Annotated in this window: 13 protein-coding genes; 10 read left to right on the forward strand and 3 right to left on the reverse strand. The window is 72.2% G+C overall.

Annotation, left to right across the window (positions count from 1 at the left end; all coding sequences use genetic code 11):
• The first annotated feature begins 25 nt into the window (after positions 1-25).
• Positions 26-460: a hypothetical protein gene (locus ACFY7H_RS33710; RefSeq protein ID WP_388946433.1), complete on the forward strand. Its 435-nt coding sequence runs from the start codon at positions 26-28 to the stop codon at positions 458-460.
• Between the two features lie 330 nt (positions 461-790).
• Here ACFY7H_RS33710 and ACFY7H_RS33715 read toward each other — a convergent pair whose 3' ends face one another.
• Positions 791-1,510, reverse strand: a complete 720-nt coding sequence (locus ACFY7H_RS33715) for a GntR family transcriptional regulator (RefSeq protein ID WP_388946437.1) — start codon at positions 1,508-1,510, stop codon at positions 791-793.
• Between the two features lie 190 nt (positions 1,511-1,700).
• On the opposite strand from ACFY7H_RS33715, the gene ACFY7H_RS33720 reads away from it, so the two are divergent.
• From ACFY7H_RS33720 to ACFY7H_RS33760, 9 genes are all read left to right on the forward strand, one after another.
• Positions 1,701-2,060 carry a WhiB family transcriptional regulator gene (locus tag ACFY7H_RS33720; RefSeq protein ID WP_388946440.1) on the forward strand — a complete coding sequence of 120 codons (360 nt, stop codon included), beginning with the start codon at positions 1,701-1,703 and terminating at the stop codon, positions 2,058-2,060.
• A gap of 101 nt (positions 2,061-2,161) precedes the next feature.
• On the forward strand, positions 2,162-2,827 hold the full coding sequence (locus tag ACFY7H_RS33725; protein WP_388946443.1) for a hypothetical protein: 666 nt from the start codon (positions 2,162-2,164) through the stop codon (positions 2,825-2,827).
• Entirely contained in the window at positions 2,824-3,291 is a 468-nt protein-coding gene (locus ACFY7H_RS33730; RefSeq protein WP_388946446.1) for a hypothetical protein, read from the forward strand. Before ACFY7H_RS33725 ends, ACFY7H_RS33730 begins: the two co-directional genes overlap by 4 nt.
• The gene (locus ACFY7H_RS33735) at positions 3,288-4,310 is read left to right on the forward strand and encodes a hypothetical protein (RefSeq protein WP_388946449.1); all 1,023 of its coding nucleotides are present in this window, start codon (positions 3,288-3,290) and stop codon (positions 4,308-4,310) included. The genes ACFY7H_RS33730 and ACFY7H_RS33735 overlap by 4 nt, the downstream gene beginning before the upstream one ends.
• Positions 4,311-4,506: 196 nt before the next feature.
• Positions 4,507-4,698, forward strand: coding sequence for a hypothetical protein (locus tag ACFY7H_RS33740; RefSeq protein WP_388946450.1), 192 nt, complete (start codon positions 4,507-4,509; stop codon positions 4,696-4,698).
• Entirely contained in the window at positions 4,689-4,847 is a 159-nt protein-coding gene (locus tag ACFY7H_RS33745; RefSeq protein WP_388946454.1) for a hypothetical protein, read from the forward strand. The genes ACFY7H_RS33740 and ACFY7H_RS33745 overlap by 10 nt, the downstream gene beginning before the upstream one ends.
• Before the next feature lie 109 nt (positions 4,848-4,956).
• The gene (locus tag ACFY7H_RS33750; protein WP_388946457.1) at positions 4,957-6,084 is read left to right on the forward strand and encodes a DUF2637 domain-containing protein; all 1,128 of its coding nucleotides are present in this window, start codon (positions 4,957-4,959) and stop codon (positions 6,082-6,084) included.
• Positions 6,085-6,134: 50 nt separating this feature from the next.
• A complete protein-coding gene (locus tag ACFY7H_RS33755) occupies positions 6,135-6,362 on the forward strand; it encodes a hypothetical protein (protein ID WP_388946459.1) in 228 nt (75 codons plus the stop codon).
• A 592-nt stretch (positions 6,363-6,954) separates the two neighbouring features.
• Positions 6,955-8,616, forward strand: coding sequence for a hypothetical protein (locus ACFY7H_RS33760; protein WP_388946462.1), 1,662 nt, complete (start codon positions 6,955-6,957; stop codon positions 8,614-8,616).
• Positions 8,617-8,873: 257 nt separating this feature from the next.
• Here the strand turns inward: ACFY7H_RS33760 and ACFY7H_RS33765 are convergent, their stop codons facing one another.
• Together ACFY7H_RS33765 and ACFY7H_RS33770 are read right to left on the reverse strand one after the other, a co-directional pair.
• Positions 8,874-9,911, reverse strand: coding sequence for a relaxase/mobilization nuclease domain-containing protein (locus ACFY7H_RS33765; RefSeq protein ID WP_388946465.1), 1,038 nt, complete (start codon positions 9,909-9,911; stop codon positions 8,874-8,876).
• A complete protein-coding gene (locus ACFY7H_RS33770) occupies positions 9,908-10,273 on the reverse strand; it encodes a hypothetical protein (RefSeq protein ID WP_388946467.1) in 366 nt (121 codons plus the stop codon). The genes ACFY7H_RS33765 and ACFY7H_RS33770 overlap by 4 nt, the downstream gene beginning before the upstream one ends.
• Positions 10,274-10,905: the final 632 nt, after the last annotated feature.

A 10,905-nucleotide genomic window follows, 5' to 3' on the forward strand; every position in this document is an offset into this window, starting at 1 on the left:
TCACAGTGACGGCTAGGGTGCGGTCATGGACGATGACGTGATCTTGCGGAAGGTCGGCCCGGAGGGGTGCGCCTGGTGCGGGGAGCCGGTCAGTCAGCTGGGCACCCGTACCCCCCGCCTGTACTGCCAGCGCTCCCACCGGCAGCGCGCTCTGGAGGCGCGCCGGCTCGGGCTGCCGATGAAGAAGGACCGGCCCCCGAAGGGGACGGCCCCGGCCCCGGTACCACCCGCGCGGCGGGAGGAGATGCAGGCGGCACTCTTCCTCGCTGAGGCGGTCGAGCGAACGTCGGTGGACGTACCGGCGGCCACCGAATCCGCGGGCGACTTCCTTCTCGCGCCGCCGGATCGGGTGGTGGTGTCGGGGACGGTTCTCCCCCCGACGCCGAGCCGTGAGGCCATCGAGGCAGAGCTGGCGCGCCGGGTCGCGTGGATAGAGGGTCTGGACGCCGACGGCCAGTAGGCCCGCCGGCCTTCGGCGCTTGCGCCAGGGGGCGGCCTGAGCGGGGGGTCCCTCCGGTCTGGGCGGCGCTCTCGGTTTGCCGTGCGGCCGCCCGGGGGTGCGACACGCTTTTCGTCGCGCCCCCGGGCGGCCGTGCGGCATGGTGCGGAGGGACGGTCAGACCGGAGGGACCCCCCGCGACCCGCCACCGATCCACCCAGGGACCCGCACCCGTCGGCGGTGCCCCCGCCCCTCTGGGACTGGTGGCCGGGGTCCGTGGGCGGAGCCCCGGTCTGAACCGCAAGAAGCCCCCGCCGAGATGCCGGTGGGGGCTTCTTGCACTGGAGAGGGTTACTCCAGGTCCGTGTACCACTTGAGGGGCGTGGAGCCGCTGACGATCTTCACGCCCACCTCGACGATCCGGCCGTCTTTCAGGTGCACGGTCCGTACGATCTGCATGACCTGGACTGACCCGGTCAAACCGAGAGCCGACTTTTCGACTTCGGTGGCGAAGCGGCACGTGACCTCCTCAAGCACGCCCTTTTGGGCGCTGCCAAGGCGCTCGGATGCCAGCTCGCGGGAACCGCCGGTGCTCACCGGCTCCATGAGCTCGGGCACGGCGGAGATGACGTATGCCGGGTAGTAGCTGGAGCTGTAGTGCGTGGGTACGCCGTCCCGGCTCACGACCCGTCGGCGCACGGCCACAGGCGTGCCTGGCTCGATGTCCAGCCTTGTGGCGATGAGTTCGTCTGCGGCCACGGTGCCGATCTCAAGAATTTCCGAGGTCTCCCCCGCCGCCAGGGCTCGTCCGGTGGCCGCGAACGTCTTGACGCGCCCCTCGATGTTGTCGCTTACCGGCGCCGCCGCGATCGTGCCCACGCCTGGCTTCGGCACGGTCAGCCCCCATGCCTTGAGCTGGCTAAATGCTCGGGCGGCGGTCTTCATGCTGACGCCGTGAGAGTCGCAGACGTCCCGAAGCGAGGGCAGCTTCGAGCCTGCGGGAATCTCCCCCTTCCTGATGCGGTCGGCGTAGTACGAGGCGATACCCGCGTACCCCTCTCCCTCGCTCATCGGTGCGCTCCTTCGGCTTCGTGCTGGCACTCCTCTGAGTCCAGCTGTGTACGTCTGACGGTAGACCACTTACCGCTCTAGGTATAGCACCGGATCCAGTGCTGGACCTAGACCGGTCTAGTGCTGTACCTTCATGGCACCGCGACGGCCCGACGGGCCGTCAAATCCCTGTAAATCGGGAGGATTTGCTATGGGTACGGCTGCCTTACGGCACACCGCACGCCCCGGGACGGACGAACTGGTCGTCCGGTACCGGCTGATGACTCGGAACCTGAGCCCGGCGCCCGAGGGAGCCGTGACCGTCTGCGCCACGACCGACCCCGAGGCCTTCTTCCCGGAGGCAGCAGCGTCCGGCCTGTCACAGCCCCCCAACCGCGCCGAACGGATTGCTCTCGCCATGTGCGACGGCTGCCCGCTGATCGCGGCCTGCCTGGTCCAGGAGCTGCGCGAGGTGCCGTCGGTCTTCCAGATTCGGGGGATCCGGGCCGGGCTGCGCCAGTCGGAGCGGCGGGCGCTGTACCTGGCGCTGGAGAGGGCGGGTGTGCGGTGAGGGGCCGTGAGCCGATCGAGCCGACGGTGATCATTCCGCCGCAGGCGGGGGGAGCGGGTGCTACCCCTCCGCCTCCGCCGCCGCCTGTTCCGCCGGCGGACATGCCGTACTGGTGGAACCAGGCCCCCGAAAACGGCGGCGGCGGCCTGATCGTGGTGAACGAGACGGTGATCCACGAGACAGTGATCGTCACGGATGTGGAGCCGTCGCCGGAGATGCCGGAGGAGGCCGTCCAGCTCCTGGCGCGGCTGCGGGACCGGATCAACCCCCGCATCAGGTTCGTCGCCTTCAACCTCTCGGCAGGCGCGCTCGGGTACAGCGTGATGGGTGCCTCGACGTCGAGTCCGTACGGCGGCGCGGCCCTGCTGGCCTCTCTCCAGGCCGACCCCGTCCCCGCGTCCGTGGCGGTGCTGTCCGTGGCCGCCCCCGTGGTCGCGTGGCACCTGGGCAAAGTGTTCCGCCCCATCGGTGGGGTCTTCGGGTGGCTGGCGTCTCCGGTGGCCGCGATCTCGGCCGGGATGTGGGGGCAGGGGACCGGTCCCCTGATCGCCCCCCTCTACGACCAGTGGGCCCCGTGGCCGCAGCTGCTGACTCCTCTGGCGCTGGCCGTCGGCGCGGGCAGCGCCTGCTGGTGGCTGTTCGACCGGCGGGCCCGGGCCCGGGGTTGGGCGCTCCCCCTGAGGTGGGCCGCCCGGATCCCGCTCGCGACCGTCACACTCTCCGCTCTCCTCTACCCCTCCCTCCTCACGACTGGAGCCGTCTCGTGACCACGCTCGCCACCGCCACCGAGACGGCTGTTCTCGCTGGTCCCTTCCTCGGTCAGATCGGCGTCCCGGGGTTCGCGGCCGCCGCCGGCACGTACCTGTTCCTCGGACTGCGTGGCGCCAAGCGCGTGTCGCTGACCAGGGACAAGGCCGCCAACATGGGTGTTCTGTTCGGCGCCTTGGCCACGGCAGCCGGGGGCACGATGCAGCAGGCGGTGCACGGGATCGGCAGCGTCCCCACGAACGTGTTCCAGGGGGTGGGTGAGCAGATGTCCGGCGGTGACTTCGGTCTGGCCGCGACGGCGCTGGTCCTGGGGATCGTCACCTACATGCCGGACTGGAAGAAGCTGAGCGTCCCCGCGCTCGGCGGGATCGGGCTCGGAGCGTCCGCCGCGCAGGTCGGTGGTGTCGGGCTGATCGCCAGCAACGCGATCATCATGGCGGCGAACGCTGTGGGGCTGGCGTGAGCGCCCCCGCGACGGCCCTGTCCCTGCTGGGCGGCGGTCGGCCGGTCCTCGGATCGTGGTGGGCGGGGTCCTTGGTGATGTGCCGGTGGACGTGCCGCTGCGTCAAGCAGGCCGTCACGGCCGGATGGACGCTGCTGCGGACCGACCCTGAGGCCACGCGCGTCAAGCAGGCCGCCGCCGACCGCAAGGCCGCGTCGATCGCGGCGAAGCGCCGCAAGGCCAAGGCGGCTGTCACCGGTGACGACGACGAGGAGCTGGCGGAGCCGGAGGAGGCCAAGGCGCCCCCGGTCGATCCGGTGCGCCGGCCTGCCTCGGACGCTCTGATCCTCCTGGCCGTCGGCGGGACGGCGGTCTCCGGGCTGGCCGGTGCGGCGGCCGCGATGGTGTGGGAGTACGCGCAGTTGCTCACGCCGTGGCGCCCGTGGGTGGTCACCGGGGCCGTCGCGGTGTGGTCGATCGCCGCGCTGATGCTCGCCCCTCCCCTGCCCGAGCCGGTCAAGGACGACGACCAGGAGGAGGGGGAGGACCCCTCCCCCGAGGGTGCACCGGCTGCTGCGGCCACTGCCGCCGAGGACGAGGCGGAGCCCCTCTACCTGTCCGATGTCGCCCCGGTCGTGCACAAGATCGCTGCCGCCAACGGCCACCGTGACGTGCACTTGGCCGACTTGCTGTCCGAGCCGCTGTTCGAGGGCTGGGACATGGCCGATCTCCGGGCTGCTTTCACGGCCGAATGGGGGGTCCCCGTGAGCGAGTTCAAGCTCACCTGGAAGACCGCTGGCGGACCGCCCCGGCAGAGGGTCCGCCCGGGGGTCCGGTGGGCCGACATCGAGGCCGCTCTCACGGGCGCCCCCGAGGCCCCCTCCGCACCCCCCGCTCAGGCCCCCACCGAGGCGCCTGTCGAGGCCCCTGTCGAGGGCCCGCACAGGGCCCGGGTGGAGGCCCCCTCGCCGGGCCTCTACCTGGTGCACTCCGAGCCCCTCCCCGAGCCCCTTCCGGCCCCCCGGACGGTCGCCGGGTAGGTCGGTAGAAACCGCAGGTCAGATCGCCTACCTACCGGCCGCCTACCGCCTCACCTACCGCCTCGCCTACCCCTCTTGGAGAGGGGAGGAGGCCCCCCGTCGAGAGGGGCTGAGGCCCACGAAAAATGCCCGCCCCGGGCCACCTACCAAGCACCCCGGGACGGGCGACCACCCCAGAAGAGATGGAGCGCCCATCATGGCACTTTTCCGCAAGACGATCAGTCAGTCCGACCTGAGCTCGGGCCTGTCCGACGCGGACCGCGAGAAGCACCGGACCGACTACTCGGCCGCCGACGGCGGGTGGGTCCGCAAGGCGGAGCCCCGCACCACCACCGAGGCCGGCACGTCCGACACGGACAGCTCCGGCGCCCGGAAGTGGTGGCGGTGACCGCTGCCGAGGAGGCGTACAAGGAGGCTGCCGTTCGGCAGGCCGAGGCCATACGGCAGGCCGAGGAGAGCGCCCAGCGCCTGCGGGAGGCCGCTGCCGAGACCGATGCCGTCGCCGCTCAGGCCGCCGCGCACCTCGCTCGCCTGTAGCCCTCCCCCATACCCGCCGAGGGCCCCTCGGCAGGATGGACCAGCTCTGCATCACCCCCGGGCCCCACTGTGGGCCCGGGGCCACCTACCGCACACCCTGGAGAGCCTCTTGAGGATCCCCGATACGCAAGCACAAGTCGCCGCGGCGGAACGCACCCTGCGGCTGGTCTGGGTCATCGTCGCCGGAGCGGTGCTCTACTCCGTGCTCACCGTGACCCCGCTCGTTCAGCGGGTCACCCCGGACGAGTGGGACTGGACCGCCCCCATCCTCCCGCTGGTCGTGGACGCCGCTGTGATCATCGTGGTCCGGGTCGGCGCCATCGTGGCGCGCCTGGACGGAGACGCCGGCGCCTGGCCTCTCGCCCTGCGCTGGCTCACCGGCCTCATGACCCTGCTGCTCAACGTCGGGGACTCCGCGCTCAAGGGCGACCTCGTCGGCGTCGGCGTGCACTCGGTCGCGCCGGTCCTGCTCATCGTCACCGCCGAGGCGGCGCTCAAGTGGCGCCGCGCCATCACCGCAGCCGTCATCCGGATCGAGGGTGAGCGGACCGCCGAGCGTGAGCGCGTGGCCCGTGAGCGCCGTGAGCGCGAGGAGCGTGAGCGGGCCGAGCGGCAGGCCGTACGCGACGCCCAGCAGGCCGAGCGTGAGCGCGCCCGGCTCGCTGAGGAGCGCGCCCGTGAGCAGGAGCGCCTCGACCGTGAGCGCGAGCGTGAGCACGCCGCCCTGCTCGCCCAGCAGCAGCGTGACCACGACGCTCAGATGGAGCGGGAGCGGGGGGAGCGGGCTGCGGCTCGCGAAGAGGCCGCGCGCCGTGCCCAGGCAGAGGAGAAGCAGCGGGAGCAGGAGCGCGAGGACCGGCTTCGCCGCGAGGAGCAGCAGCGCCTCGACCGTGAGCGCACCGCCCGCGAGGCCATCCAGAGGGCCGAGCGGGACCGCAAGGCGGCCGAGGCCCGCCGTACCGGCACGGCGCCCGTGAGCGCCGCCGTGAGCACCCCCCGCCCGACCGTGAGCACCACCGTGAGCACCCCCGCTCACGACACCGCCCAGGAGGCGCCGGCCGCCGCGAAGATGAGCGAGGACGACGCCCGCCGCGCGGTCGCGGAGGCGGTGAGGGAGGGCCGCTCACAGCGGGCTACCGCCGCGCTCACGGGCTGGTCCACCGGCTGGATCGCCGCCCGCTACCGGGAGCTTGAGCAGGTGCCCGGTCAGACCGCTCTCGAAGGAGTCAGCGTGTGAGCACGAGCATGAGCACCCACGACCACGCCCCGCACAGCTAAGGAAATCTCATGATCATCGGACGCCACACTGACTCCAAGGGCCGCTCCACCGGAGAGCGGATCACCGCCGTACAGCGCGCCGGCGCCCCCCTCACGGAGGCCGAGCACGCTGCGGCCACACGGCTCCTGGACGCGATGCTCGATGCCGCTGCCGACCAGGGCGTCACCCTGGACGACTTCGACTGGGTCCTCGACCTCCCCGGCGGCTGCCGTGACGTGATCCGCCACAACCGCTGACCCCACGAAGAGAGCCCCCGCCAGCTGGCGGGGGCTCTCTTCGGTCCTCGAAACCACAGGGGCCTCAAGGGCTCTACCGCGTCCTCCCGGTGACGAACCACCACTTTGTGGCAGGCTCGCCCCAGCAGGCTTCAGAAATGGCACGAGCCCGGGTGTGTGAGAGCCCCGGGCCCGCCGCCACCCGATCTCGCGTACAGAGACAAGGTGACGTTGCTCGATGACGAGCGTACGGAAGAACAGCGCTACCACGCCACAGCAGCCCGCCGCGCCGGACGCTCGATGCCACTGCGGAACCGTGGTTACGCCGGCTGCTACGGGTCGGCCTCGTCGCTTCTGCTCCGATGCCTGCCGGAAGGCCGCCACTCGCTCCGCTAAGAAGGCATCCGACGGCGCACGTTCCGGCGTCCGGAAAGTGTCCGGAAACTCGGCCCCGTCCGCCACAAAAGCCCAGGTCAGCGGGGGTGGGGAGGCGGCCGGAGCGCGCACGGCGGGCCCCTCGGTAACTACATACGAGAAGTGCAACCCCCCCACCCCCGAAAACGACCCCTCCGGGAAGGGCCGTCAGGGGGCCCGAAAGCCGTCCGAGAAGCAGGTGCGCAACGAGCTGGAGACGCTGCGGGAGGGGATGATCGCTCACCGGATCGTGACCGATGAGCGGGTGCGGTCCTGCGGCCGGAACCTGGCTGAGGGATCCGGGGCGGCGACGCTGGAGCTGAACATCACGTCGCGCACGGCGACCTTCGCGGGGCTGTGCCGCTGCGGCAACGTCCACACCTGCCCGGTGTGCGCCACCCGGATTCACTCGGTCCGTGGGGACGACGCCGAGACCTTCACGAACGCCTGGATGTCCGCCGGGCACGGGATCGCGATGATGACCGTGACCCTTCGGCACTACGAGCGGATGGCTCTCGGCTCGCTCCGCAAGGGCAACCGGCACGGCCTGGTGGCCGTGCAGCACGACGCGTGGATGATGGCCTTCGGCTCCCTGTCCGGCAAGAACTGGCAGAAGCTCAAGCACAGCTATGGCCTCAAGGGCTGGGCCCGGGCCTGGGAGTGCACCCACTCGCACGCCGCCGGATGGCACCCGCACTTTCACGTGCTGCTCTTCCTCGACGCCCCCCTCAGTGAGGAGGAAGCCCGGGACTTCGAGGCCCGGCTCCGCGACCGCTGGGGCACTGCGGTGAAGAAGGCCGGCGGGTACCAGATCAACGAGCACGGCCTCAAGCTCGACCAGGCCGCTGCGGGTGATGAGTCCAAGCTCGCCCGCTACCTGTTCAAGTACGCCGACGGTCAGGCCCGCTTCACCTCGCTCGCCCAGGAGGTCACCCGCGGCGACCGCAAGAAGGGCAGGCGGGGGTCCCGCACGCCGTTCCAGATCGCGGCCGATGCCGTGGCGTTCCTCGACTCCGGCGACCGCCGCAAGGGCCTGCGGGACCGCTCGATCTTCCAGGAGTACGAGGCGGCTACCTACAACCTGCGCTCGCTGTACTGGTCCAACGGCTTCCGCAAGGTCCTGGCCGAGCTGGTCGAGCTGGAGGAACGCACCGACGCGGAGATCGCGGCGGCTGACGAGGAGGGGGAGCGGGTCCCGGTCTGCGGGTTCCCCTGGGCCACCTGGCACCGACACGTGCTCCCGGTCCGGGGCCGGGTGCTGGAGCTCAAGCAGGCGGCCGAGAAGCGCGGTCCTGCGGCCGTCCGGGCGCTGGTGGAGTCCTGGGGGCTCGTCTGGGGTGAGGACGTCTGGACCCCCGAGCGCACTGTGAGGGAGGCACAGGAGCGGGCCGAGGCCGCCCTGATCCGAACCATGGCCCGCAAGGTCGAGACGGACCGCAAGGTGGCCGCACAGCGTGAGGCACGGGCTGCGGGCGGCACGGGCCGATCCGACCGGCGGGACGAAGTGCGGGCAGCCGCCCAGCAGCGACAGGCCGACCAGCACCGCTTGGACGCTGAGATGGACCGGGACGCACGGCAGGTTGCCTCTAGGAACGCGGGGGTTCAGCTCGCCACCGGGCAGGTCGCGGCGACGCAGCAGGCATACCTCGACGGTCCCCAGGGCGAGCGCCGCAAACGCTGGGAGGACTTCACCAAGGCCCTCAACACCGCGCACCGGGTCGAGTCCGCCGCCATCGCGGCTCAGCGCCCGGAGGCCGCGGCCTTCGCAGAGTTCAAGGACCGGCTGCGCGCCGCTCGTCAGGATCCCGAGCGGCAGGCCGAACTGGAGGCATCGTTGGAGAAGTTCCGCGAGACCGGCTGATCGGCCAGCCATACCGACACGGCCGCCACCTGCAACGGGTGGCGGCCGTTGCCATGCCGTCAGCCCCGCGGGCCCGACCCGAGAGCCCGCCGGCCCCCGGGGTGACTCACCTCCTGGTGCTCCTGCTCCTGGTGCTCGTCTTCGATCCGCTCGGCAGGCAGGCGGCGCGGACTCAGGGGCGTCGCCGTGCTCCTGGTGCTCGTCGTCGGACCGGTGCCCAGCGGGCGGCGTGCGGGAGTGCTCATCTCCGAATCCTCCTACCGGCCTAGCCCGGACCCCCGCTCGGGGCCCTGCGGCGGAAGCTGCTGGGGCGGGAGGCCAGCTGACCAGTCCGGGGACTGAAGGCGGACCTTGCGCCGGGGCACGGTGGTGCTCCGCGCTCGCGCGGCGGATGCTGCCACCCCCCGAAGAAATTGCAGTTCCTCCGGCGTCACTGGGGGGCTAGACCTCTCCGCGGTGGGTCCTTGCTCCTGCCTGGGCTGGGGCGGGAGCGCGTACGCAATCCGCGGGTCCGGGCGCCCCAGCACCGCATCGAGCTTGGCCCAGCTGAGATCGCGGCTGACCTTCGAGGCGGCGGCCCACACCTGCTCTCCCCCGGAGTCCTGCCACCCGGGCAGGCTGAACGAGTAGCCGCTCATCCTGCCGTTCCGGGCGGTGTTGGCCCGGTAGTCCACCCCGGCCGCCGCGAGTGCCTGCTCGAAGGCCAGCCTCCCCCCGCCGGCGGACGCGTCGCGGGCGGCGCGGATCAGGTCGCGCAGCTGCTCGCGCTCGGGCCGCTCGGCTCCGCGCCGCTGGGCGGCGGCGCGCTCGGGCCCCGACACCTGCGGGGCTACGCGGTCGCTCCGGCTCTCCGCATCGATCAGGCCGTGCTCGCGCTCCAGCGCACGGACGATCGGGCGACTCCTCGCGTAGTCGTGGGAGTCGGACGCCAGCTCGCCGGACCACCTGACCCGGCTGACGGTCAGGTGGATGTGGTCGGCGCCGTGCCGGACGGCCACCCACGGCACGTCGTGCCCCCACATCCGGCCCACGTACTCCTCGGCGATCTGCTGCCATTTCTCGTCAGTCAGCTCGCCGTCTTCGTCGGGGAGGCTGAGGCTGCACCGCCAGATCGGGCGGGCGACGTCGGCGCGCTGGCGGGTGTGCCGGTCGATGATCCGGGCCACCTGCTGAGGGGTGCCGGGTACGGACCCCGCCACGATGCGGGGGTCCTTGTGCTCCTCGCGGTGCCCCGGGCTGAAGTCGTACCGGAGCGCCCCGCCGGCCTTGCGCCCCTTGGTGACCTTCGCAATCACCGGGCGGCCTCGACGTCCTGGTGCTCGTCGTCGTCGGCGGTTGCGCGGTCCGGCCCGAGGCCGCGTACCGCAAGGGCGGCCCGGCCCACCTCCTCGATGGCGGCCTGGATCGCGGTGTGGAGCTCGCGCTGCTCGTGGCTGTACCTCGTCAGCTGGTTCAAGTTGTTCGCCGCGGCGACCAGCTGGCCGTACGCCGCCGCGTTCACCAGCGGCACGACGGGCACGTCACCCGGCACACCGCGCCGACCGGTGAGCGCCTCCGTGACGACTGCCCGCACCCACGCGCCGAGCTCGCGCCGGCCGGTCGCGGCCTGCGCCGCGCGCCACGCCGCCAGCTCCTCGACCGACACGCGCACCGACACGCAGTGGCTCCGCTTCTGTCCAGGGATCCCCCGCACCATCTCCGCTCTCCTCCCCCGCTGGTGATCTTCGGATCACCAGCGTGCCCGATCCGGCGGCACGCCGGGCGGGCCGGGGGACCGGCCCGAAGGGGCCGGGCCGCTGGCCTCGGCGTCGGCCCCGCAGGGGGCCGCGCCAGCCCCGTTGCGACCGAAGGGAGTGGCGGGCGAGCGCCCGTAAGCGAAGCGCACGGGCATAGCTCGCTCTCTGGACTCCGCCCGGGCTGTCAGGGCCCCGTAGGCGGCAGTCCAGAGCCTCCCCGGCCCGCACTCGGTCAACTGCCGTCGTCGGGCCGCACGGGGGCGCTGAGGGCCGTCAGGCCCTCGTGCCCCGGTGCGGCCCGACCCCCCGCACCGGGCCTTCCCGAGGACCACTCGGCCCCTGCCGTGTCTAGCTCCGCGAGGAGGCGCTCCCGGGCTGCGAGTGCTGGCCCCAGGCTGGGGCGGGGTCGCGGGCGCCCCTAGCCGTCACTGTGACGGCTAGATCGACAGCTCAAGCCGTCACAGTGACGGCTAGGGTGCGGTCATGGACGATGACGTGATCTTGCGGAAGGTCGGCCCGGAGGGGTGCGCCTGGTGCGGGGAGCCGGTCAGTC

The organism is Streptomyces sp. NPDC012794, from assembly GCF_042901085.1.
Taxonomy (GTDB): Bacteria; Actinomycetota; Actinomycetes; order Streptomycetales; family Streptomycetaceae; genus Streptomyces.